This is a genomic window from Rhodococcus sp. ABRD24 (genome assembly GCF_004328705.1).
Lineage (GTDB): Bacteria > Actinomycetota > Actinomycetes > Mycobacteriales > Mycobacteriaceae > Prescottella.
The window spans coordinates 3318248-3340904 of record NZ_CP035319.1; the positions used below are offsets into that span (position 1 = coordinate 3318248).

22 protein-coding genes and 1 pseudogene are annotated in these 22657 nt (G+C 66.0%); 17 read left to right on the forward strand and 6 right to left on the reverse strand.

Features of this window, described 5'->3' with window-relative positions; translation table 11 throughout:
- The first annotated feature begins 46 nt into the window (after positions 1-46).
- The 11 genes and pseudogenes from ERC79_RS14680 to ERC79_RS14730 all read left to right on the forward strand — a co-directional run bounded on the left by ERC79_RS14680 (position 47) and on the right by ERC79_RS14730 (position 10134).
- Positions 47-973 (forward strand): DUF6779 domain-containing protein, encoded by a 927-nt coding sequence (locus ERC79_RS14680; RefSeq protein ID WP_131579178.1) that lies wholly within the window; start codon positions 47-49, stop codon positions 971-973.
- Positions 974-1119: 146 nt separating this feature from the next.
- On the forward strand, positions 1120-2046 hold the full coding sequence (locus tag ERC79_RS14685) for a DUF2520 domain-containing protein (RefSeq protein ID WP_131579179.1): 927 nt from the start codon (positions 1120-1122) through the stop codon (positions 2044-2046).
- Positions 2047-2053: 7 nt separating this feature from the next.
- A complete protein-coding gene (panC, locus tag ERC79_RS14690; RefSeq protein ID WP_131579180.1) occupies positions 2054-3010 on the forward strand; it encodes a pantoate--beta-alanine ligase in 957 nt (318 codons plus the stop codon).
- A gap of 19 nt (positions 3011-3029) precedes the next feature.
- Entirely contained in the window at positions 3030-3452 is a 423-nt protein-coding gene (gene panD, locus ERC79_RS14695) for an aspartate 1-decarboxylase (protein WP_131579181.1), read from the forward strand.
- Positions 3453-3454: 2 nt separating this feature from the next.
- On the forward strand, positions 3455-4273 hold the full coding sequence (locus ERC79_RS14700; protein WP_131579182.1) for a type III pantothenate kinase: 819 nt from the start codon (positions 3455-3457) through the stop codon (positions 4271-4273).
- Positions 4274-4410: 137 nt separating this feature from the next.
- Positions 4411-4986 carry a cysteine dioxygenase family protein gene (locus ERC79_RS14705; protein WP_131579183.1) on the forward strand — a complete coding sequence of 192 codons (576 nt, stop codon included), beginning with the start codon at positions 4411-4413 and terminating at the stop codon, positions 4984-4986.
- Positions 4983-5405 carry a rhodanese-like domain-containing protein gene (locus ERC79_RS14710; protein ID WP_131579184.1) on the forward strand — a complete coding sequence of 141 codons (423 nt, stop codon included), beginning with the start codon at positions 4983-4985 and terminating at the stop codon, positions 5403-5405. The genes ERC79_RS14705 and ERC79_RS14710 overlap by 4 nt, the downstream gene beginning before the upstream one ends.
- A 147-nt stretch (positions 5406-5552) precedes the next feature.
- Positions 5553-7064 carry a lysine--tRNA ligase gene (gene lysS / locus ERC79_RS14715; protein ID WP_131579185.1) on the forward strand — a complete coding sequence of 504 codons (1512 nt, stop codon included), beginning with the start codon at positions 5553-5555 and terminating at the stop codon, positions 7062-7064.
- Between the two features lie 129 nt (positions 7065-7193).
- A complete protein-coding gene (locus ERC79_RS14720; protein WP_131579186.1) occupies positions 7194-7541 on the forward strand; it encodes an Lsr2 family protein in 348 nt (115 codons plus the stop codon).
- A gap of 158 nt (positions 7542-7699) precedes the next feature.
- Positions 7700-8003 (forward strand): annotated as a pseudogene (locus ERC79_RS23515) (lipase); the annotation flags it as partial.
- Between the two features lie 274 nt (positions 8004-8277).
- Positions 8278-10134 (forward strand): hypothetical protein, encoded by a 1857-nt coding sequence (locus ERC79_RS14730; RefSeq protein ID WP_131579187.1) that lies wholly within the window; start codon positions 8278-8280, stop codon positions 10132-10134.
- Between the two features lie 40 nt (positions 10135-10174).
- Here the strand turns inward: ERC79_RS14730 and ERC79_RS14735 are convergent, their stop codons facing one another.
- Both ERC79_RS14735 and ERC79_RS14740 read right to left on the reverse strand, forming a co-directional pair.
- Complete coding sequence (locus ERC79_RS14735; protein WP_131579188.1) at positions 10175-10852, reverse strand: pentapeptide repeat-containing protein; 678 nt, start codon at positions 10850-10852, stop codon at positions 10175-10177.
- Positions 10849-12420, reverse strand: coding sequence for an MFS transporter (locus ERC79_RS14740; RefSeq protein ID WP_207390333.1), 1572 nt, complete (start codon positions 12418-12420; stop codon positions 10849-10851). The genes ERC79_RS14735 and ERC79_RS14740 overlap by 4 nt, the downstream gene beginning before the upstream one ends.
- Before the next feature lie 63 nt (positions 12421-12483).
- Here ERC79_RS14740 and ERC79_RS14745 point away from each other — a divergent pair, with 63 nt between their 5' ends.
- Together ERC79_RS14745 and ERC79_RS14750 are read left to right on the forward strand one after the other, a co-directional pair.
- Positions 12484-13077 carry a TetR/AcrR family transcriptional regulator gene (locus ERC79_RS14745; protein ID WP_165497134.1) on the forward strand — a complete coding sequence of 198 codons (594 nt, stop codon included), beginning with the start codon at positions 12484-12486 and terminating at the stop codon, positions 13075-13077.
- A gap of 310 nt (positions 13078-13387) precedes the next feature.
- Complete coding sequence (locus tag ERC79_RS14750; RefSeq protein ID WP_131579190.1) at positions 13388-15934, forward strand: ATP-dependent Clp protease ATP-binding subunit; 2547 nt, start codon at positions 13388-13390, stop codon at positions 15932-15934.
- An 85-nt stretch (positions 15935-16019) separates the two neighbouring features.
- On the opposite strand, the gene ERC79_RS14755 is transcribed toward ERC79_RS14750, so the two are convergent.
- Positions 16020-16625 carry a TIGR03086 family metal-binding protein gene (locus tag ERC79_RS14755; RefSeq protein WP_131579191.1) on the reverse strand — a complete coding sequence of 202 codons (606 nt, stop codon included), beginning with the start codon at positions 16623-16625 and terminating at the stop codon, positions 16020-16022.
- A gap of 127 nt (positions 16626-16752) precedes the next feature.
- Here ERC79_RS14755 and ERC79_RS14760 point away from each other — a divergent pair, with 127 nt between their 5' ends.
- From ERC79_RS14760 to ERC79_RS14770, 3 genes are all read left to right on the forward strand, one after another.
- Complete coding sequence (locus ERC79_RS14760) at positions 16753-17688, forward strand: helix-turn-helix domain-containing protein (RefSeq protein ID WP_207390334.1); 936 nt, start codon at positions 16753-16755, stop codon at positions 17686-17688.
- A gap of 200 nt (positions 17689-17888) precedes the next feature.
- On the forward strand, positions 17889-19559 hold the full coding sequence (locus ERC79_RS14765; protein ID WP_131579192.1) for a class I adenylate-forming enzyme family protein: 1671 nt from the start codon (positions 17889-17891) through the stop codon (positions 19557-19559).
- A 42-nt stretch (positions 19560-19601) separates the two neighbouring features.
- On the forward strand, positions 19602-20345 hold the full coding sequence (locus ERC79_RS14770) for a DsbA family oxidoreductase (RefSeq protein ID WP_242676577.1): 744 nt from the start codon (positions 19602-19604) through the stop codon (positions 20343-20345).
- Position 20346: 1 nt separating this feature from the next.
- Here ERC79_RS14770 and ERC79_RS14775 read toward each other — a convergent pair whose 3' ends face one another.
- From ERC79_RS14775 to mhuD, 3 genes are all read right to left on the reverse strand, one after another.
- Positions 20347-21153 carry a CbtA family protein gene (locus ERC79_RS14775; protein WP_131579194.1) on the reverse strand — a complete coding sequence of 269 codons (807 nt, stop codon included), beginning with the start codon at positions 21151-21153 and terminating at the stop codon, positions 20347-20349.
- On the reverse strand, positions 21144-21338 hold the full coding sequence (locus ERC79_RS14780) for a CbtB-domain containing protein (protein WP_131579195.1): 195 nt from the start codon (positions 21336-21338) through the stop codon (positions 21144-21146). The genes ERC79_RS14775 and ERC79_RS14780 overlap by 10 nt, the downstream gene beginning before the upstream one ends.
- A 216-nt stretch (positions 21339-21554) precedes the next feature.
- Positions 21555-21869, reverse strand: a complete 315-nt coding sequence (mhuD, locus tag ERC79_RS14785; protein WP_131579196.1) for a mycobilin-forming heme oxygenase MhuD — start codon at positions 21867-21869, stop codon at positions 21555-21557.
- A gap of 44 nt (positions 21870-21913) precedes the next feature.
- On the opposite strand from mhuD, the gene ERC79_RS14790 reads away from it, so the two are divergent.
- Positions 21914-22654 carry an alpha/beta hydrolase gene (locus ERC79_RS14790; protein ID WP_131579197.1) on the forward strand — a complete coding sequence of 247 codons (741 nt, stop codon included), beginning with the start codon at positions 21914-21916 and terminating at the stop codon, positions 22652-22654.
- Positions 22655-22657 lie beyond the last annotated feature (3 nt).

Consider the following 22657-nt stretch of genomic DNA (forward strand, 5'->3'; position numbering starts at 1 on the left):
CGTCAGATTGGGCCGAGTTGCCGAGTTGTCCGGTTACCCTGGCTGCATGACGGTTCCGGGTCGCGCCAAGTCAGCGCGCCGCAACCGGCGCAGTACGAGCCAGATGATCGTTGCCGGGCTACTCGTTCTCGCCGTGGCGGCGTCGCTGTTCCTGATCTTCAGTGAAAGTGTCCAGCTGCTCCGTGTGGGCCTGGTCCTTGCGCTCTGGGCGGCCACGCTGGGAGCCATCGCGATGACCAAGTACCGGCGCGAATCGGCGCTCGACAAGGCCAAGGTCCGGGATCTGCAGAAGGTGTACGAACTGCAACTCGAACGTGAGGTCAGCGCCCGCCGCGAGTACGAGTTGGGCGTCGAGGCGAGGGTCCGCGGCGAACTGGGGGCCGAGTCGGAGGACATCGCCGGCCTGCGGGCCGAGCTCGCGGCGCTGCGCAAACATCTCGAGGTTCTGTTCGAGGGCCGGCTGCCCGAGGATCGGGTGGCCTTGCGGGCCGAGTCGACGCGTGTCCAGGAGATCGCGGGCAGCTACCAGTCGGGAGCATCCGAGTTGCACTCGCGCGGGAGCGAGTCGAGCAGCCACGAGCAGCCACCGATGCCGCACGGACCGGCGTTTGCGACACCGTACGACGACCCGGTGACCGCAGAAACGTCGGCGGTGGCGCCCGAGCCGATAGACGTCGAGGCCGTGGAGGATGCGCCCGCTGAGGCGGAGCATGCCGTCGAGCCGGCAGCGGCCGGATCGACAACAGCTGGATCGACAACAGCTGAGGCCGACGAGTCAGGTCGAGTGGACGCCGAGCCGCTCGATAACGAGGCGGAGGCGGATCTCCAGCCGTCCCGCCGATCACGCCGGCTCGCGGAGAGCACCGAGACCAGCGGTGCGCACTCGAGCGGTCTGACGGTTGCGGAGATAATGGCCAATATGAAGTCCGAGTCGAAGGACGCCGGGCCCCGGCGTCGCCGCCGGGCTGAGTGATCGGCTGAGCTCGCGCGCTCTTCCCACGCGAAGTGAGCTGTAGATCACGTGCGCAGCACGTGGCGGCGCGTCTACGAGCGGCGCTATTCTCTCCGCAGAACGTCTGGTACCCGCCGAGCGGGACTGGAACGAACGAGAGGACGACAGTGACCTCCTTCGGGATCACTAATGGGCCTGCACCTGCGCGATTGACGGTAGGAATCGTCTCCGCAGGTCGGGTCGGGACAGCCATCGGCGCCGCGCTGGAGCGGGTCGGTCACCTGGTTGTCGCCTGTTCCGCAGTGTCGGACGCTTCCCTTCATCGTGCCCGGACCAGGCTCCCGGAGTCCGAGATCCTTCCCGTTGCCGACGTCGCGGCCCGAGCCGAGTTGCTGATTCTCGCAGTTCCCGACGACGAGCTCGACGCCCTGATCAAAGGTTTGGCAGCCACCGAGGCCGTCCGCCCGGGCACGATCGTGGTGCACACCTCCGGCGCCAACGGCGTCGGAATTCTCGCGCCGCTCACCGCGCAGGGCGTGACCCCGCTGGCGATTCACCCAGCGATGACGTTCACCGGCCACGACGAGGACACCGCCCGCCTGTCCGACGCCTGCTTCGGCATCACTGCCGCCGACGACATCGGCTACGCGATCGCCCAGTCGCTCGTGCTCGAGATCGGTGGCGAGCCGGTGCGGGTCCGGGAAGCTGTTCGGCCGCTCTATCACGCGGCCCTTGCACACGGCAGTAACCACCTGGTGACCCTCGTCGTCGACGCGGTCGCGGCGCTACGCGTGGCGCTCGAGGGCGAGGAACTGATGGGCCAGGAACTCGTCGGCAGGGACCCCAACGGGCTGCCCGAGCGAGTGTTGCAACCGTTGCTGTCGGCGGCCCTGGACAATGCGCTGCGCCGGGGCCAGGCGGCCCTGACCGGACCAGTGGCCCGAGGCGACGCGACCGCCGTCGCAAAGCACCTCGAGGTGCTGGGGGAGGTCGACCCACAACTGGCCGCCGGATATCGGGTCCTGTCACTGCGGACCGCGCAGCGCACGGGATCGAAGCCGGAACTGATGGAAGTACTCGAGGATCGAGAATGAGCGAGGGATGGGCACTGTGACCGAAGCGTCTGCACTGCAGGGCGGGTACAAGCGCGGCGAACTGACCGTGCACCACGACCCCGCGATCGTGACGCGGGTGTCGAAGGCGTTGCGCGGGGTCGGCCGTCAGGTCGCGCTGGTCCCCACGATGGGGGCTCTGCATGCGGGGCACATCGAGCTGGTCCGGCAGGCGAAACTGACCGGTGCGGTCGTGATCGTGTCGATCTTCGTCAATCCGCTCCAGTTCGCCGCGAACGAGGACCTCGACGCGTACCCGCGCACGCTCGACGCGGACCTCGAACTGCTGCGCGCCGAAGGCGTCGAGCTGGTGTTCGCGCCCACCGCGGCCGCGATGTACCCGAATGGCATGCGGACCACAGTGCTCCCGGGTCCGCTGGGCGCCGATCTCGATGGCAGAAGTAGGCCGACGCACTTCGAAGGGATGCTCACCGTTGTCGCGAAGCTCCTGCAGATCGCTGCCCCCAACGCGGCGTTCTTCGGCGAGAAGGACTATCAGCAGCTCACGCTGATCCGCCAGATGGTCCGCGACCTCAACTTCGACGTCCGGATCATCGGTGTGCCGACTGTGCGTGAGCGCGACGGCCTGGCGCTGTCCTCGCGTAACCGCTACCTCGATGCCGAGCAGCGTGAACTGGCAACGGTCCTGTCGGCGTCTCTCGTGGCTGGCGCGCATGCGGCCGCCGGCGGCGCGGAGGCAATCCTGGCGACTGCCAGGGAGGTGCTCGCGGCGGCGCCTGGCGTCGAGGTGGAATATCTGGAGGTGCGTGGCGTCGATCTGGGGCCGGCGCCCGAGCGCGGCGACGGCCGGCTGCTCGTAGCCGCGCGCATCGGAACCACCCGGCTGATCGACAACGTCGGCGTCGCGGTGGGAACCGGATTCCTCGAAAGAGACACCGGCGACTCCGACGGCTCTGCTGCCATCGACGACCTCCTCTCCCACTAGAAACCGAAGGGCCCCGAAGATGCTGCGCACCATGATGAAGTCGAAGATTCACCGCGCCACGGTCACACACGCGGACCTGCACTACGTGGGATCGGTGACCGTCGATCAGGATCTGATGGAGGCGGCCGATCTGCTCGAGGGCGAGCAGGTCACGATCGTCGACATCGACAACGGCGCCCGCCTCGAGACGTACGTCATCACCGGAGAGCGTGGCACCGGCGTGATCGGGATCAACGGTGCGGCAGCGCATCTGGTCAATCCGGGTGACTTGGTGATCCTGATCGCCTATGGCGTGATGGACGAGCAGGAGTGCCGCGATTACGCCCCGCGCGTGGTATTCGTCGACGGTGACAACAAGCCGGTGGAGCTCGGTTCGGATCCGGCGTACGCGCCCGAGGGATCCGGGCTGATCACCCCACGGATGCTCTCCAGCCTGGTGTAGCGATGCTCCTCACCGTCGATGTCCGGAACACCAACATTGTTCTCGGGCTCTTCACGGGCAGCGGTTCGCACTCGAAGTTGGTGCAGGACTGGAGGATGCGCACCGACGCGCGGATGACCGCGGACGAGTTGGCGCTGACATTCCGGGGCCTGCTCGGTGCGCACGTCGACGAGATCACCGGCGTTTCGGCGCTGTCGACGGTGCCGTCGGTGCTCCGTGAGATCCGGGTGATGCTGGACCGTTACTGGAAACACGTGCCGCACGTCGTAGTAGAACCCGGCGTCCGGACCGGTGTGCCGCTGCTGGTGGACAACCCGAAGGAGGTGGGTGCGGACCGGATCGTCAACAGTCTTGCCGCGCACCATCTCTACGACGGTGCTTGTATCGTCGTCGACTTCGGAACCTCGACGTGTGTCGACGTCGTTTCCGCGAAGGGAGAATTCCTCGGCGGAGCGATCGCGCCGGGGCTCGAGATCTCCACGGATGCCTTGGCCTCCCAGTCCGCTGCACTACGCAAGGTGGAACTGGTGCGGCCGCGATCGGTGGTGGGCAAGAACACTGTCGAGTGCATGCAGGCCGGTGCCGTGTTCGGGTTCGCGGGTCTGGTCGACGGGCTGGTCGGACGGGTGCGCCGGGAGCTCGCGGCATTCGGCGGTTCCGACGTCGCGGTGATCGCCACGGGTGACACTGCGCCGCTGATCATGCCGGAATGCGCGACCGTCGAGCATCACGAGCCGGACCTGACCCTCGAGGGCCTGCGACTGGTGTACGAGCGCAATCTTGCTCGCCGCGGGGCATCGCGCCGAGTCGCCGACGGGTAATCGGCGTCATGCCGGTGGGCTTTCCTTGACGGCGATGTTGTGTCAGGATGTTCGACGTGTTCCGTTGCATGAGTGCCCAGGAGTGTTGTCGAGGCTGAACGCTGCCTTGACCAATTTCACTTCCTGGAGCTCGACTCATGCTCTCTGCATATTCTCGTGACGTTTTCACGTCCACCTCTGATCGCGGTGCCCGACGCCTCGATTCCGCATTGCCCACTCGGCTGCGTCCTGCAGATCTGTTGTGCATCACCGACCAGGGTGCCGCCGACGTCCTCGAGGGCCGGCACGACCAGCTGCTGCCGGGTGCGTTCCCGACGAGCGAGCGGTGGTCGGCCCGTCTCTACACCGACGACGATGTCGATGTCTGGTTGATCAGCTGGGTACCCGGCGAGGCCACCGAATTACATGATCACGCGGGCTCTTTCGGCGCTCTGACGGTGCTCAGTGGCAGCCTCGAGGAATACCGCTGGTCCGGCAGCGAGCTGCGTCGTCGCACACTCGAGGCCGGCGATCAGGCGTCGTTCCCGCTCGGATGGGTGCACGACATGATGCGTGCACCGGGTCCCGTCACTGCTACCACCGAACCCACGCTGAGCGTGCACGCGTACTCGCCGCCGCTCACCGCCATGTCCTACTACGAGGTCACCGCGCATGGCGCACTGCGCCGCACTCGTACCGAGCTGACCGACCTGCCCGAAGGGGGCTCCAAGTGACCATCGACCAGATGCTCGACGACGCTCGTTCCCAGATCGACCGGATGTACGTTTTCGAACTGATCGAGGCGCATCGCCGCGGTGCGATCTTCGTGGACATTCGTCCGCAGGCCCAGCGCGCGCTCGAGGGCACGTTGCCCGGTGCGCTCGCGATCGAGCGCAACGTCCTCGAATGGCGCCTGGATCCCACGAGCAGTGCACACCTGGCGCTCGCGGTCGATCACGACGTCGAGTGGGTCGTCGTCTGCTCCGAGGGCTATACCTCGAGCCTGGCGGCGGCGTCGCTGCGGCAGCTCGGACTGCACAGGGCGACCGATCTGGTCGGCGGCTATGCGGCGATCAAGGCGGCCGGTCTGCTCGGCGCGCTCATGGGTGAGCGTCATTGCTCCCGCGAACTAGCGACGGTATCGGCACACTGACTTCACTTCGGCCGAATGTCGCACTGGTTCAGTTCGACTGAACGCGTGTGACATTCGGCTACCTCTCGCGACGTCGTATAGGGTTACGAGGGCTGTCGTGCTACCGGCAACACGCACGGAGGACACCGCCCTATAGTCTTGTACCCCGTGAGTGAAGCACCAGCCCAGCCAGTCGACGACACCCCCGAGCAGCTCCGGATCCGCCGGGAGAAGCGGGAGCGTCTGCTCGCCCAGGGGCAGGAGCCGTATCCGGTGGCGGTGCCGCGCACTCACAGCCTCGCGGAGGTCCGCGCCAAGTACCCCGATCTCGAGCCCGACTCGAGCACCGGCGAGCAGGTTGGCGTCGTCGGCCGTGTCATCTTCGTGCGAAATACCGGCAAGCTCTGCTTCGCGACGCTGCAGGAGGGCGACGGCACTCAACTGCAGGCGATGCTCAGCCTCGCGAACGTCGGCGCGGACGCGCTGGCGGCCTGGAAGTCGGACATCGACCTCGGCGACTTCGTGTTCGTGCACGGTGAGGTGATCAGCTCTCGCCGCGGTGAACTCAGCGTGATGGCAGACGCGTGGCAGATGGCGGCCAAGTCGCTGCGTCCGCTGCCGGTCGCGCACAAGGAGATGAGCGAGGAGTCCCGCGTCCGCCAGCGCTACGCGGACCTCATCGTGCGTCCCGAGGCCCGGGAGAACGCGCGCAAGCGCGTGGCCGTGGTCAGGGAGCTGCGCAATGCGCTCGAGCGCCGCGGATTCCTCGAGGTCGAGACCCCGATGCTGCAGACCCTGCACGGCGGTGCCGCGGCCCGTCCGTTCGTGACGCACTCCAATGCACTCGACATCGATCTGTACCTGCGCATCGCGCCCGAGTTGTTCCTCAAGCGCTGCGTCGTCGGAGGAATCGAGAAGGTCTTCGAGATCAACAGGAACTTCCGCAACGAGGGCGTCGATTCGACGCATTCGCCGGAGTTCGCGATGCTCGAGACATACGAGGCATACGGCACTTACGACGATTCCGCGAAGATGATCCGCGAACTCGTCCAGGAAGTCGCGCAGGCGGCATTCGGTACACAGGTCGTCACGCTCGCCGACGGCAGCGAGTACGACCTCAGTGGCGAATGGAAGACGATGGAGATGTATCCGTCGCTGTCCGAAGCCATCGGCGTGACGGTCACACCCGACACCACTGTCGACGAGCTTCTGGAGCTGGCGGCGAAGGTCGGACTCGAGGTGCCCAAGGACAAGGGGTACGGTCACGGCAAGCTTGTCGAGGAGCTGTGGGAGCACCAGTGCGGTGACCAGCTGTACGGGCCCACCTTCGTGCGGAATTTCCCGGTCGAGACCTCGCCCCTGACCCGCCAGCATCGCAGTCAGCCGGGTGTGACGGAGAAGTGGGATCTGTACGTTCGCGGATTCGAGCTCGCGACAGGGTATTCCGAACTGGTGGATCCGGTGATCCAGCGCGAGCGGTTCGTCGACCAAGCGCGTCTTGCGTCTGCGGGGGACGACGAGGCGATGGTCCTGGACGAGGAGTTCCTTGCGGCGATGGAACAGGGAATGCCGCCGACGACCGGTACCGGTATGGGAATCGACCGTCTGCTCATGGCGCTGACCGGATTGGGAATCCGGGAAACCATCTTGTTCCCAATTGTCCGGCCGAGTGCCCGCTGACCGGCCGTTTTATTGCGGTTAATGCCGTGTCATCGTAATCGGTGATTTCGGGGTACTATTGCATTCGAGTTACCGAGTAAGGCTCATCGAGTCTGATGAACATCGCGTCATTCGGAAGGAATAGAACCCATGGCAAAGAAGGTCACTGTTACGCTGATCGACGACGTCGATCAGGATGCCACTGCCGACGAAACTGTCGAGTTCGGACTGGACGGGGTTCTGTACGAGATCGATCTATCGTCCGAGAATGCTGCGAAACTGCGTGAGCAACTCGATGTGTGGGTTTCACATGCCCGCAAGGTGACGAATCGTCGTCGTGCGGTCAAGGGCGCAGCGAGCGGTTCGACCTCGCGTGTGGCTGTGGACCGCGAGCAGAGTGCGGCCATTCGGGAATGGGCACGTCGTAACGGATTCGCAGTGTCCTCTCGCGGACGCATCTCGGCGGAGATCTCCGAGGCATACAACAAGGCTCACTGAGTGGGTCGGGGCGCGCCCGGACAAAGCTTCGACGTCGTTGCGGCTTTGACGATCCGGGCGCGCCTGTAAATCCCGCGGCCAGTGTCCGCGGTGTGCAGCTGAAGCGATTTTCTCCGGCGCGGTGCTTTCTGTAATGTGTTTAGGTTTGCATCGCCGCACTGTCGGCGGCCGGCGGCGTACATCCGGTGTCCGACAACTTCCTTGCGGGAATACCCCTGGAATTGGGCAATCCGGGCGGGTTGGCGCCGGGGTCGAACGACTGGTCGGGTAAACCGACCGAGTGGCATCCAAATCCGGCCGTCCGCGCACACGGAACTGGTGACAACCCTCCCATGGCAAGGCAACCGCCAGGACAATTGGGTAACCAATGTCCCCTTACTGGGGCGCGAAGGATATTGCGTCTTCTCGCTCACCTACGGTGCATTCGACGAGTTGCCCTGGCTGATTTCCGGGATTGGCGGAAATGCGGCCGAGCGGCGACCGACATCGTCGTGCGGGACGGGTGCACCTCCGACTACGGTGAGCAGGTGGCCCTGGCCACGGAGCCGGTATCCGCGGCGTATCTGCTCAACGCCTCGGACCCGGGTCGATCCCCGTCCGGTTCCATGCCAGTTCGTCGCGCCGATCACGGGGGCTGATCAGCAGTACCCAGCCCTCACGCGGACCCTCTCGATCACATCGGATACGCGGGCGGGTTCCCGCTCCGGCGATGCGGCTGGTGGGAAGGAGTGTGCGGGTGCGAGCGGTTCCGGAGACAGGGGCGGACGATGCGATCGCGTCCGCGAACCCCACCCGGAATCGATGGTGGACGCCGACGTCACGGCAGGTCCTCACCCTTGCCGTCGCCCTTGTCGCGGTGCAGTCGGTGGTGCGCGCCGGGGTCGCGTTCTCGGGCGACTTCTACTGGGACGACCTGATCCTGATCAGCCGCTCGGGGCAATACCCGGCATTGTCGGGGGAGTTCCTGTTCTACGACCACGACGGCCATTTCATGCCCGCCGCGTTTCTGGCCGCCTGGTTCGCGACTACGGTGGCACCGCTGAGCTGGGTGGTGCCGGCGCTCATGCTGATTCTTCTGCAGCTTCTGGCGTCGCTCGCGGTGCTGCGGGTGCTGTGGCTGCTGCTGGGTCCCCGTCCGGCGCTGCTGCTGCCGTTCGCCTTCTATCTGTTCTCACCGCTGACCCTGCCGTCGTTCCAATGGTGGGCGGCGGGCCTGAACTCGCTGCCGATGCAGATCGCCATTGCGTGGGTGGCGGGCGACGCGATCCGGCTGCAGCGCACCGCGCGGATCAGGTTCGCGGTCTCCGGCGCGATCGTGGCCGCGTTGTCGTTCGCGTTCTTCGAGAAATCGGTGCTGGTGCCGATAGTCGCGTGCATGACCGTCGTCCTGCTGAACCACGTCGACGGAATCGAGAGTCCGATCCGCTCCGCGGTGCGTGGCGGGCGGGCGCTGTGGATTCCGCTGGTGGTCGTCACCGCGGTGTGGACGGTGGCGTATCCGGCCTTCACCGAGTCCCGGTTCAATGTCCCGAGCGCGGCGCAGACCGCCGGGCTCGTCCACCACGGCACGTCACTGGGCCTGGTGCCGACACTGCTCGGCGGGCCTTGGGCGTGGGAGCGGTGGTCACCGAGCCCGCCGTGGGCGACGCCTCCGATCGCGCTGGCTGTCCTCGGGTGGGCCGCGGTTCTCGCTGCCCTTGCGTGGTCGCTGATCCGCAAACGCCGCACCGGAGCGGTGTGGCTGTCGATGGTGGCGTACATCGCGGCGTCGGAGGCGGCGATGGTGTCGACCCGGTCCGGCCCGGACACCGCCTACGAATTGGCACAGACGCTCCGGTACGTCGCAGACAGCGCGGTCGTGATCGCGATCGGCTGGGCGCTGATCGCGCACGCACCGCGGCGGCCCGGTGCACGTGTCCTCCCGCAGCCGCAGCCCGTGCTAGTGGCGGGGCTGACCGCACTCTTCTTTGTGAGCAGCATGTGGTCGACGGTCACGTTCGTCCAACGGTGGCGGGAGAGCCCCACCGTCGACTACCTCGCGAATGTGCGGGAGTCGCTGGCCGCGAACCGAAACACCCCGCTGCTCGACCAGCCGGTGTCGATCTGGGTGCTGTTGCCCGTCGCGTATCCGCACAACATGGCCAGCGGCATCTTCGGCCCACTGCGTGAGCGTCCAGAGTTCGCTCGGTCCACGAACTACCTGCAACTGCTCGACGACTCAGGAAGGCTCGTCCCCGCTGCCGTCGCACCGGCCCGCAACATCGGTCAGGGACCGGTGCCCGGTTGCGGATACCTTGTCGAGGGCGGCGCCGCCGAGATCCCGCTCGACGGTCCGCTGATCGACTGGGAGTGGACGGCGCAGCTCACCTACCTTGCAAGCGCCGACGGGAAGATCGAGGTCGGGTTCGGTGACGGGCGCGAGGTCACGGACCCGGTCACCGTTCCGGTCCAGGCCGGGCTCAACCACGCGTTCGTTCGATTGTTCGGGGCCGGTGACACGCTGCGTGTGCGGCCGATGACGCCAGGTCTGGCACTGTGCATCGGGGCGGGTCCGGTCGGCTCGGTTGTTCCGGCTCCGCGATCAGGCGAGTGAGCACTGACACACGTTGCCGGGCGATCTGCGGTCGCCGACCTCACACGGATGGTTCATCCGCGGACACCGTGACTCCGAGCGCGAGGGCGAATTCGTGTGCCAGGTCCAGAAGTTGATGAGGGCTGATGATCATCCCGGTCAGAGAGTCGTAGCCGCTCGCGACACCGATTGCGCGCGCGTCACGGAGGTCGACATTGTGCAGTCTGGCTTTGTCCAGCCGTACGTCATCCACGGTCGACCCTGGAAACGTGACGTCGGTCATCTTCGTATCGGATAGATCGATTTCCCGAAGTGCACAGTCCACGAAGGACACATCGCGCAGTTCCGCGCCGCGAAGGTTGACGCCAGTCAATTTGCAGCCGACGAAGGTCACTCGAAAGATTTCGGTGTCGAACAGCGCGGTGCCGGCGAGCACGCTGGTGCCGATCTGGGAGTCGATCCACCGGGTTTCGGCCAGATCGGTACCGATCAACTGGGCTTGATGGATCCAGACTTCGTTGAAATGTGATCGGGCCAGATGTCCATCGGAGAAGTTGACGTCGGTGAAGACGACCTGAGTGAAATGCGTGCCCTCGGCACGAAGATTGGCGAGATCGATGTCGTCGAAGTGGGCCCCGCTATGGTCCTCGGAGGCCTCGGGCGCGTCCTCGGACGGGGAAAGGCAATGGGCGAAGGACAGTTCATTGATGTGCTGAATGATCGGCCGCATCTTCTTCATGCCGCTTCCGTCGTCTCGGTCGCCGTCCGTGTGCTGTTCGGCTGGATCAGCAACGCCAGCACTGCACTGGCGAGCGCGATGCCGGCTCCGATCCACATGACCGCCTGCATTCCGGACATGAATGCGAGTTCGGTTCCGCGGGTGACCGCCGCCGCTGTCGTGTCGTTCATCTGTGCGGTAACGGGAGCAATTCCCTGTTCGACGAGTCCGGCTTGCGCGACGACCTGTTCCGAAATCTCATCGGGAACGTCTGCACCGTGAAGTTCGGACGGCAGTGTTCGAGCGACGATCGTCGCGATCACTGTTCCGAACACCGCTGTGCCGAGTACTCCACCGAGCTGGCTTGCGGTCGTCTGCAGGCCCCCGGCGACGCCGCTGTGCTCGACAGGTGCGGTGCCGACGATGGCCTCGGTCGCGGCGACGACGATGATCCCCATGCCAGAGCCGAGCAGGGTCAACCAGGGCCACTGTTCGTTGTAGGAGGAATGCGCCGACAGGCTGGCGAGCCCGGCGAAGCTGACCGCAAGAAGCGTCATCCCCAGTGCCAACGGCCAACGACACCCCAACTTCTCGGTCAGGATTCCGCCGAGCGGAGAGCTGACGGTGAACACCACCATCAGCGGAAGCAAGCGAACGCCGGTCTCCAGCGGCGAATAGCCGTGCACGTTCTGCATGTAGAGACCGATGGAGAACAGCACCCCGTACAGCGCAAGATTCCCGCTGACGAGCAGGACGACTCCGACCGACAGCGTGCGGGAACGAAACAGCGACAGCGGGACGAGTGGTTCGGGACCGCGGTGCTGCCGAGCCACGAATACCGCCAGCAGCACCAGGGCCGTGACCGCGCTTGCGGCGACATGCGCGGACGCCCAGCCGCTGCTGCGCGCGCCCGTCAGTGTCCACACCACCGCGAACAACGCCGCCGCGAGAACGCCGGCACCGACCGTGTCGATCCTGCCGGCGCGGTCAGGGGCGCGGCTCTCGTCCACCCACCGAACTGCCGCGGCAGCGGCGATCAGTCCGATCGGCACATTCAGCAGAAAGATCGCCGACCACGACAAGTACTCGACCAGCAGCCCGCCGACGATGGGACCGGCGGCGGCCGCGAACGCCGACGCCGCACCCCACGTCCCGATGGCACGGTTCAATTCGGCGGGAGGAAAGGTCGATCTCAAGATTGCGAGGGTGTTCGGTACCAGCATTGCGCCGGCGAGCCCCTGCAGCACGCGGAAGGTGATCAGCGCCGGCGTCGTCGGCGACAGACCGCATCCCAGGGAAGCGAGCGCGAACCCGATGACCCCGATGACGAAAATCCGGCGGCGACCGAACCTGTCGCCGAGCTTTCCGCCGACGATCATCGTCACCGCCAGCGCGAGTAGATAGCCGTTGGTCACCCATTGCAGACCGGTCAGTGAGGAGCCGAGGTCGCGGCTGATCGTCGGGTTGGCGATGTGGACGACGGTGCCGTCGAGGCTGACCATCACCACACCCGACGCCACCGCGATCAGGGCGGACCGCCGTCGCCGCCTCGACGGGTAGGTCTGGGTCATCAGTTCGGCATTGCCCATGGCGAATCCTCCCATTAAATGGAACACCGTGTTCCAATTAGAACATGTTGTACCATTTGCTGGGTGGGTGACGCTACTGGCACGAACACGACAGAACACGCACTGCGCTCGGACGCTCAACGCAACCGGGACGCCGTGATCGCTGCTGCCATCCGAATGCTGGCGGCCGATCCGGAGGCGAGCATGCAGCAGATCGCCGCACAGTCCGGTGTGGGACGAACCACCGTCTACCGGCACTTCCCTACGCGCGAGCACCTCATGCAAGCGCTCGTCGATCTCGTTGTCGACGAGCAGAGAGCCATCGTCAGAGCGGCGATCACGCCGGACGCTGCGGCGGCCGCGGTCTTTCACCGTCTCGGCCCCGGGATTATTCGAGTAGGTGAGCGCTATCGGTTCCTCGACAACCGTCCCGGCGCGATCGCTGATGCGCCACTGCGTCATCCGACGGCCGGCGAGCCGCTTCTCGAATGGCTCACCGATGCTGCCGAGCGGGGCGAACTCCGTGCGGACCTTCCCCCCGAATGGATGTACGCGATGATCCACGGACTTGCCCGCGCTGCCAACGAAGAGGTCCTTGCGGGCCGAAGATCCGCTGAGGAAGCGGGCCGATTGCTCGGCCGCACCCTGGCGGACGCCTTCGCCGGCCCCAATCCGTGATTTCCCTGCGGTGATTTCGCATACCGGGAGGCCCGGCGAAGGTGTTCGCTCCCGGCGTACAGCTTGCGGGAAACGATTCCGCGACCTGCGACGTTGAAAACCTCGAATAGGTCCGCTCCACGCCTTTCACGGGTGGAGGAGCGGTAGCTCTAGTGGTCGCCCACTAGAGTATGAGGTGGGGTCGTGGAACCTTCGTCGGTTCCGGAGGCCGTCAGCCTGTTGTGCCGGAGCGAAACGCGGCGGGAAGGTACGAGACACTGTGACAAGCGGGGCCTCTGACCTGGACCGCCGGAAAGTGTGAGGGAGAGCGATGTTCGAGAGGTTCACCGATCGCGCGCGGCGCGTTGTTGTCCTGGCGCAAGAAGAGGCCAGGATGCTCAACCACAACTACATCGGCACGGAACACATCCTGCTCGGTCTCATCCACGAGGGTGAGGGTGTGGCGGCGAAGTCGCTGGAGTCGTTGGGTATCTCCCTCGAAGGTGTCCGCAGCCAGGTCGAGGAGATCATCGGCCAGGGCCAGCAGGCCCCGTCCGGCCACATTCCGTTCACTCCGCGTGCCAAGAAGGTCCTCGAGCTCAGCCTGCGCGAGGCGCTGCAGCTCGGCCACAACTACATCGGCACCGAGCACATCCTGCTCGGCCTTATCCGTGAGGGCGAGGGCGTCGCGGCCCAGGTACTCGTCAAGCTCGGCGCCGACCTCAACCGTGTCCGCCAGCAGGTGATCCAGCTGCTTTCGGGCTACCAGGGCAAGGAGCCGGCCGAGGCGGGCAGCAGCCGCGGCGAGGCGGGCACCCCGTCGACGTCGCTGGTCCTCGACCAGTTCGGCCGCAACCTCACCCAGGCAGCTCTCGAGGGCAAGCTCGACCCGGTCATCGGCCGCTCGAAGGAAATCGAGCGCGTCATGCAGGTGCTGAGTCGCCGAACCAAGAACAACCCCGTCCTGATCGGTGAGCCGGGTGTCGGCAAGACCGCCGTCGTCGAGGGCCTGGCGCAGGCCATCGTCAACGGCGAGGTCCCGGAGACCCTCAAGGACAAGCAGCTCTACACGCTGGACCTTGGTTCACTCGTCGCCGGCAGCCGCTACCGCGGCGACTTCGAGGAGCGCCTGAAGAAGGTGCTCAAGGAGATCAACACCCGCGGCGACATCATCCTGTTCATCGACGAGCTGCACACACTCGTCGGTGCGGGCGCGGCCGAGGGCGCGATCGACGCGGCCTCGATCCTCAAGCCGAAGCTGGCCCGTGGCGAGCTGCAGACCATCGGCGCCACCACGCTCGACGAGTACCGCAAGTACATCGAGAAGGACGCCGCCCTCGAGCGCCGGTTCCAGCCGGTCCAGGTCGGTGAGCCGACGGTCGAGCACACCATCGAGATCCTCAAGGGTCTGCGCGACCGCTACGAGGCGCACCACCGCGTCTCGATCACCGACAGCGCGCTCGTCGCGGCGGCCACGCTGGCCGACCGCTACATCAACGACCGCTTCCTGCCGGACAAGGCTATCGACCTCATCGACGAGGCGGGCGCCCGAATGCGCATCCGTCGGATGACCGCGCCGCCGGACCTGCGCGAGTTCGATGACAAGATCGCCGACGCGCGCCGCGAGAAGGAGTCCGCGATCGACGCGCAGGACTTCGAGAAGGCCGCAAACCTGCGTGACAAGGAGAAGACCCTCGTCGCGCAGCGTGCCGAGCGGGAGAAGCAGTGGCGATCCGGTGATCTGGACGTCATCGCCGAGGTCGACGACGAGCAGATCGCCGAGGTGCTGGGCAACTGGACCGGTATCCCGGTCTTCAAGCTCACCGAGGAGGAGACCACGCGTCTGCTCCGCATGGAGGAAGAGCTGCACAAGCGGATCATCGGCCAGGAGGACGCCGTCAGGGCCGTTTCCAAGGCGATTCGCCGCACCCGCGCGGGTCTCAAGGATCCGAAGCGCCCGTCCGGTTCGTTCATCTTCGCCGGTCCGTCCGGAGTCGGTAAGACCGAGCTGTCCAAGGCGCTCGCGAACTTCCTGTTCGGCGACGACGATGCCCTCATTCAGATCGATATGGGCGAGTTCCACGACCGGTTCACCGCGTCGCGTCTGTTCGGCGCGCCTCCCGGCTACGTCGGGTATGAAGAGGGCGGCCAGCTCACCGAGAAGGTGCGTCGCAAGCCGTTCTCGGTGGTCCTTTTCGACGAGATCGAGAAGGCACATCAGGAGATCTACAACACGCTCCTGCAGGTGCTCGAGGACGGCCGTCTCACCGACGGTCAGGGGCGTACGGTCGATTTCAAGAACACCGTGCTGATCTTCACCTCCAACCTCGGTACCTCGGACATCTCGAAGGCCGTGGGTCTGGGCTTCACCCAGGGCAGTGGCAGCGAGTCGAACTACGAGCGGATGAAGCTCAAGGTCAACGACGAGCTCAAGAAGCACTTCCGCCCCGAGTTCCTCAACCGCATCGACGACATCATCGTCTTCCATCAGCTCTCGCGCGACGAGATCATCCAGATGGTGGATCTGATGATCGGTCGCGTCGAGGTTCAGTTGAAGAACAAGGACATGGGCATCGAGCTGACCGAGCAGGCGAAGGCGCTGCTCGCGAAGCGTGGCTTCGATCCAGTGCTGGGCGCGCGTCCGCTGCGCCGCACCATCCAGCGGGAGATCGAGGACCAGCTGTCGGAGAAGATCCTCTTCAACGAGCTGGGCGCGGGTCAGATCGTATTGGTCGACGTCGAAGGCTGGGACGGCGAGGGTGCCGGCGAGAACGCGAAGTTCACGTTCCATGGCAGCCCGAAGCCGGTCACGGTTCCTGACTCACTGCCGATCGACATGGCCAAGGCCACCGAGAGCGACAACACCTCGGCCGAGTAGCACCGTCCGATCGAACTGACGAAGGGGCGGCCTTCCCTGACCGGAAGGCCGCCCCTTCGCGCGGTCTGGTGTCGTGTTCCGCACGTCAGCTCGGCTGCCGGTTCAACCACAGTGTGCTGTCGCGACCCGACCAGTTTGCGAGCCTTTCGGTGGGGCCGGCGTCGTCTCGTGGGCGCACCACGGCGTCGAACGGGATGTGTTGCCCGCGTGGCGTTTCGGGGATGGCTTCGTAGGCGGCGACCAGCATCGTCTCAGCCAGTTCGGGGTCTGCCTCCGACCTCTGGCCGGTTGCTACGGCCAGATCCCAACCGTGAACCAGGGTTTCGTTCGGATAGGCCCACACGGCCTCGCGGCCGGAGATCCGTCCCCAGGGCGCGGTGAGGACTTCGTCGAGGATGGCGTCGTCGTCCCAGATCTCCCCGAGGCGGTGCGCGGCTTGCCGATAGGACTGGCTCAGCGCATTGTCCGGGATGCCGTCGGCGACGAGGGCTACACTCAGCGGATCTCCGCCCTCGCCGATGACTCGGACCCGGTCAACGGTTGCGACCAGATGCCCGGCCAGTGTGCGTGCGTCGAACTCGCTGCACGGTGTCGGATTGCTCCATTGGTCGGTACGGACCGCCGCCATGACGGACGCGGTCCAGTGCAGCGCCTGACGGTAGAGCGGTCGGGGATCGGCGGGTGTTGTCATCGTGATTCCTCTCGGCGACGTTGTTGCGTGCAAGTACCACACTCCCCTCGATACGTGACATCTACTGTCACGTATCGAGGGGAGAAGGTCATGGAATACTCCCCGCGAGGACGAGGGGGTGCTGGCCGTGGGGACATCAGAGGCCGGTGATGTGCTGGAACCGGGCGGCGACAACGCCGTTGCGATCACTCTGGGCATTCTGGGTGACGAGTGGAACCTGTGGATCCTGGCCGAGGCCTTGCGCGGCACCTGCCGCTACAGCGACTGGCTCAGCCGTGGGCCGATATCGAATTCGGTTCTGACCGGGCGCCTCGCCCGGCTGACGGAGGCCGGGCTGTTCGAGCGCGTCAGGCTCGTGCAGTCGCCCGTGCGATACCAGTACGTGCTGACCGACCGGGGCAGGGCGGTGTGGCCGATCCTGATGGCGATGTGGTCGTGGGAGAAGCGTTGGGGCCCGGACGGGCTGGCATCACGGATGGTGGTGCGGCACAAGGCCTGCGGGTCGGAGTTCACCCCGATTCTGGTGTGTGCGCACTGTTGTGAACCGGCGGCGCGGGACGACGTCGTCGTGCGGCTGGGTCCGAGCGGCGCCGGTTCGCGGAGCATTCCGGCGGCGTCGAGCCGGCGACGATCCGGATCTGCCGCGCGACTGCCGGCGCATCTGCCCCACACGATGGAGCTGCTGGGGAATCGGTGGTCGGCGGCGATGCTGGGGGTGGCCTTCCTCGGGGCCACTCGCTACCGCGAATTCGAAGAACGCATGGGTGCGTCGACAGCGATCGTCGCGGACCGGCTGCGTACATTCACCGGATTGGGCGTGTTTCGGGCGGAGTCGGCGCCTGAGCGCTCCGACCGCGTCACTTATCACCTGACCGAGAAGGGCTGGAACTTCTTTCCGGTGGTCGTCGGGATGATGGCGTGGGGGCAGTGGTGGTTCCGTGCGCCGGAGGGTGATGCACTGCTGTTCTGGCACCGCTCCTGCCGGGGCTCGTTCGCCCCGCGCCTGGTCTGTAGTGAGTGCGCGCAGCCGTTGCAGGCACGAGAGATCGTGATCGGCTCGTAGTCGGCCCGTCTCGGTGTCCATCGCCGTCGCCGCCGAGGCTTTTCGGGTGCTGCCCGGCACGTGAAATCCGTCTCGAGGGGACCCGAATGGGGGCCCACTTTCGAAACAGATATTCGACGTGATATCTATAGTGATGTAGATCACACTGCTAACTGAAGTGATGACGAGCCGGGGCGTCGGATCTCCAGAAGGGAGGCCACATGGGGAGCCTGAAGATTCACCCCCAGGTCCGGATCAACGAGTACACAGAGTCGGGTGCCTGGACGCGTGAGACCGTGCAGCAACTGCTGGTCGACCGGGTACGCGAACGCGGCTCACAGCTGGCGATCGTCGACCCGGTCAACAAGGCGGAACACGTTGATGCGCTGCCGGTTCGGCTCACGTGGGCGGAACTGGACGCCGAGGTCGATCGACTGGCAGCGATTCTGCTCACCGCTGGCGTCCGCGCCGGTGACGTGATCGGCGTGCAACTGCCGAACACCGTGGAGCAGGTCGTCGTTTTCCTCGCGTCCTGGCGGATAGGTGCCATCGTCTCGCCACTTCCGGTGCAAGTGCAGGGCGATGCAATCATCGACGCCTGTGACGAGTTGTGTGTCAGTGCTTTCGTCACCGCGGGTCGGATCGGCCACCTCGCCGCCGCGGACCGCATCGCGTCGGTCCGGTCCGAGATCTCTACGCTCCGGGTGGTGCTGAGCTACGGGGTGGGAGTGCCGGACGGTGTCGTCCGGCTCGGTCACTCGGCCCCGACGGCAACCGACACGGTCGCGGTGGCCGCGTACACCGCTGCCCACCGGGTCGATCCCAATGACTGCCTGGCGATCTCCTGGACGGCCGGGACCGAGGGTGCTTCGAAGGGAGTGCCGTATGCCCACTACGAGTCTTTGAGCCTGGCTCGCATCGTCGTTGACGCGTCCCGGCTCACCGCTGAGGACGTGCTGCTCAACCCCTTCCCGATGATGACGGCCGCAGGGATCACCGGGATGTTGCTGCCGTGGCTCGTCACCGGCGCCGTTCTGGTCCAGCACGAGCCGTTCGATCTGGGCTCCTTCCTGCGTCAGATCGCCGAGGAGAAGGTCACCTACACCGCTGCCAGTCCGGCCGCCTTGGCGGCGATCGAGTTGCGAGACGGCCCGGGGCTCGATCTGTCCACCCTGACCCGGATCTTGACTTCGGCGGCTCCGTTGCCGTCCCCGACCGTCCAGAACTGGCTCGAGCGGTATGGGCTCGAGGTCGTCAGCCACTTCGGGTCCATCGAGGGGGTCAGCCTCGTCGGTGAGCCCGTGTCCGCGTCGGAGTTTGCGGGCAGCGGCGCCTGCTTCCCGAGGATGGCCCGCCCCGGCACCGAGCTGGGATTGGTCGATCTTCGGACTGGTGCGGAGATCGGTGTGCCGGACGTTCCCGGCGAGCTGCGCATCAAGGGACCGACGGTGTTCTCCGGCTACCTGAACCCGGCGCGGAACCCGGACCCGTTCGACTCGGACGGCCGTCTGATGACCGGCGACCTGTTCGTCATCGCGGGCGAACAGGGTGAGTACCTCCGATTCTTCGATCGGGCGGCCGATGTGATCGTCCGGAACGGTGTCACCGTGAGTTCCGTGCACAGGGAGAGCCTGATCGCCGAACTTCCGGCGGTCGCCGAGGCGGCAGTCGTCGGGTGTCCCGACGATGAAGTCGGCGAGCGCATCGTCGCGGTCGTGGTGTGCCGCCCCGGACAGATGCTGAGCCTGGAACAGCTGGTCGAGCACCTCGTGGCTCGGGGTGTCGACCCCGCGACGGTCCCCGAGCGGCTCGTGATCTCCAAAGGACTACCGCGCAACCTCGGCGGCCGGGTACTCAAGCGCCTCCTCCGTCAGGAAGTCAGCCGCGGGTAGCGGACGGGAACATCCGCGGATCCGGGTGTGTTCGAATGCTGTGTGACTACCCAGACCGAGGCTTCCTCCGTACCGCCGTCCGCACCCGTCGTCGAGATCGAGGTGTGGTCGGATATCGCATGCCCCTGGTGCTATATCGGCAAGCACCGCTTCGCAGCGGCGCTTGCCGAATTCCCGCACCGTGACCGCGTGTCGGTGGTGTGGCGCTCCTACCAACTCGCCCCCGACACCCCGGTGGGCGCGCGCCGTACCGAGCTCGCGGCGCTGGTTGAGCAGAAGGGCATGCCAGCTGATCAGGTGCGGCAGATGTTCGCGCACGTCGCGAATACGGCCGCCGCGGACGGTCTCGACATGGACTTCGACACGGTGATTGCGGCGAACACGTTCGACGCGCACCGGTTGCTGCATCTGGCCGGCGAACATCGGAACGCACTGCTGGAAGCGCTGTTCCGTGCTCACTTCACCGAGGGCAGGGTGATCGACGACCGGGCTGTCCTCGTCGACGTGGCCGCGAGCGTCGGGCTCGACGCCGAGGAGGTCGCCGCCGCGCTCGACGGTGACGCGGCTGCCGACCTGGTGCGTGCGGACATCGATACGGCTCGGCAGCTACAGGTGACGGGGGTGCCGTTCTTCGTCGCCAACCGGCGGCTCGCGGTCTCGGGCGCGCAGCCCCAGGACGTATTCGCGGAGTTTTTGCGTCAGGCGCACGACCACGTGGAGGGCGAAAGCAGTGCAGCCCTCGGCGGTGAGGCCGAGGGCTGCACTGACGATTCGTGCGCGATCTGAGCTAGCTGATCCCGCGGCGGTGGGCGCGTTCCGTCAGGAACGCGAACGCCAGTCCCAGCGCCAGCCACAACGAGGCCTGCGTCGCGAGAGACGAGATCCGGAACTGCCACAGCAGGGTCGCGGGGAAGTCCTCGCCCACCTCGTCGATGCTGGGAAGCACGGCGTACCCGATCGCGACCACGCCGAGGAACGCGGCGATCTGCCCGGCCGCCCGGACCGTCACCAGCTGCTGGTTCTTCAGTAGCCGTCCCACGTACACCGCTGCGGCGACCGAGAGCAGTCCGAGAGTGACCGATGCGAGCCACAACAGTGTCCGCTCGTTGATCGTGTCGGGGTCGCCGACGGCCGGTGGATTGGCCGGGTACTTGAAGAACGGTACGGCTTCGATTGCGAGCCAACCGAGTCCAGCCACCACGATGGTGAGGAGGGTTCCCGTCATCGCGGTGAACCGGCGTGCATGGTGCACCACGACCGCGAAGATGGCGCCGAACGCGAGTCCCGCCAGACCTGCGGCCAGAAACAGGCCCACGCGCTGGCCGGTGCGGCTCACCAGGGCGTCCTCACCGTGTGAATGACCTTCGGGCTCAGCCGCTTCCGATCCGTGGCCATGGTCAGGGGCGGACCCGCCCGCATGGTGATCCGACTCTTCCACCGCGGCGGCTGATTCCTCGAGCGCGATCGCGGCCTGTACGTGCGGCTCGCCGAGCGTGAACGCCACGGCGCCCGCGATCAGCCCGGCGATCAGGCCGGCCAGCAGGCCACGAACAAGGAGGGTCTTGAAGGTCTCGGTGATTGTCTCTAGTGGCACGGCAGTCCCAGCAGGTGCCGACCGTCATGCATGAGTTCGTGCATGTACATGCCGCTGCGGGAGATAGCGCCCTGGTCGAATCCGACCAGGTAGAGGGCGAGCATTGCTAGGAGCAGTACTGCGACGGTGGTGACCGCGACTGCAGCCGACTCCGTCGACTTACCGGGTGAATAGGCGATTGCCATGGGTGCCTCCTGGGATTTCGCGTCCCGCTAGGTCCATGCGATGGCCGAGGTGTCTGGCTGTCGAGGAAGCATCCTCGATCACAGTGGCGCGACCGCTCCGGTAATTGCACCGGATTACCGTCGATCCATCGCTCTGTCGAGCGCACTTTTTCATCCCACGGGTCACGGTGTCAATCGGGCGGTCGACACCGTGACCGAATCATGTGCTGATCCGAGTCAGGACTTCGAGCCGGCGGGGACGTCGAGGACCACCTCGAACTCGAGCAACGATGCGCCGCTCGCGACGGGCTTCGCGCGTTCGCCCGCGTGCGCCTCACGGGCGGGACCGCTCGCCCATGCCTGGAACGCCTCGTCCGACTCCCACTGCGTGACGACGAAGTAGCGGTTGTCGCCCTTCACTGGGCGCAGGAGCTGGAACCCGAGGAATCCGGGTGAGTTCTCGACCGCGTGCGCGCGAGCCGCGAACCGCTTCTCCAGTTCGGGGCCGGCGCCCTCGGGGATCTCGATTGCATTGATCTTCACGACTGCCATGGACGCGAGAGTACTCCGCGGGCGAGTGAGCTACCGTCGGTCTCGTGTTGCACGACGAGGGTGGGACGGGTCGGCCGATACTGCTGTTGCACGGCCTGATGGGCAGCTCGCGGACGTGGGCGCGGCATGTGCCGTGGCTGCGGGAGCACGGCCGTGTCTACACGTTCGACGCCGCCGGGCATGGACGCCCGATCGACGGAAATCCCACGACCGAAAACTTCGTCGCCGATCTCGCTGCGTCACTCGGCGAGATAGCAGAACCCATCACCGTGATCGGGCACTCGATGGGGGCGCTGCACGCCTGGTGCTTTGCTGCGGTCCACCCCGAGCGGGTTCGGGCGCTGGTTCTCGAAGACATGGCACCGGATTTTCGGGGACGCACCGCGAACGACTGGGCCGCAATGGTTTCCGCGTGGCCCCAGCCGTTCCCGAGTGAGCAGTCGGTGCTCGACTATTTCGGTGAGGTGGCTGGCCGCTACTTCCTGGACTCGTTCGAGCGCCGCGCCGACGGCTGGTATCTGCACGGTGAGGTCGAGGTGTTCCGCAGCATCTCCGAGGAGTGGGGCAACCGCCACTTCTGGTCCCAGTGGGAGTCGGTGCGCGCGCCGGCTCTGCTGATCGAGGGGGAGTTCACCATCACCCCGGAGGGGCAGATGCGCCGCATGCTGGAAGGGCATGACGGCGCTCGATACGTCTGGGTCTCGGACGCCGGGCACCTCGTCCACGACGACCAGCCCGAGCGGTACCGTAACGCCGTCGAGGAGTTCTTGAAGTCGCTCGACTGATCG

Coding starts and splice junctions, on each gene's coding strand:
- ERC79_RS14780 (WP_131579195.1), bottom strand. CDS start 21,338: ATGGCAATCGCCTATTCACCCGGTAAGTCGACGGAGTCGGCTGCAGTC.
- ERC79_RS14755 (WP_131579191.1), bottom strand. CDS start 16,625: ATGACAACACCCGCCGATCCCCGACCGCTCTACCGTCAGGCGCTGCAC.
- panC (WP_131579180.1), top strand. CDS start 2,054: ATGGGCACTGTGACCGAAGCGTCTGCACTGCAGGGCGGGTACAAGCGC.
- panD (WP_131579181.1), top strand. CDS start 3,030: ATGCTGCGCACCATGATGAAGTCGAAGATTCACCGCGCCACGGTCACA.
- ERC79_RS14720 (WP_131579186.1), top strand. CDS start 7,194: ATGGCAAAGAAGGTCACTGTTACGCTGATCGACGACGTCGATCAGGAT.
- ERC79_RS14765 (WP_131579192.1), top strand. CDS start 17,889: ATGGGGAGCCTGAAGATTCACCCCCAGGTCCGGATCAACGAGTACACA.
- ERC79_RS14700 (WP_131579182.1), top strand. CDS start 3,455: ATGCTCCTCACCGTCGATGTCCGGAACACCAACATTGTTCTCGGGCTC.
- ERC79_RS14735 (WP_131579188.1), bottom strand. CDS start 10,852: ATGAAGAAGATGCGGCCGATCATTCAGCACATCAATGAACTGTCCTTC.
- ERC79_RS14680 (WP_131579178.1), top strand. CDS start 47: ATGACGGTTCCGGGTCGCGCCAAGTCAGCGCGCCGCAACCGGCGCAGT.
- ERC79_RS14705 (WP_131579183.1), top strand. CDS start 4,411: ATGCTCTCTGCATATTCTCGTGACGTTTTCACGTCCACCTCTGATCGC.
- ERC79_RS14750 (WP_131579190.1), top strand. CDS start 13,388: ATGTTCGAGAGGTTCACCGATCGCGCGCGGCGCGTTGTTGTCCTGGCG.
- ERC79_RS14740 (WP_207390333.1), bottom strand. CDS start 12,420: ATGGGCAATGCCGAACTGATGACCCAGACCTACCCGTCGAGGCGGCGA.
- mhuD (WP_131579196.1), bottom strand. CDS start 21,869: ATGGCAGTCGTGAAGATCAATGCAATCGAGATCCCCGAGGGCGCCGGC.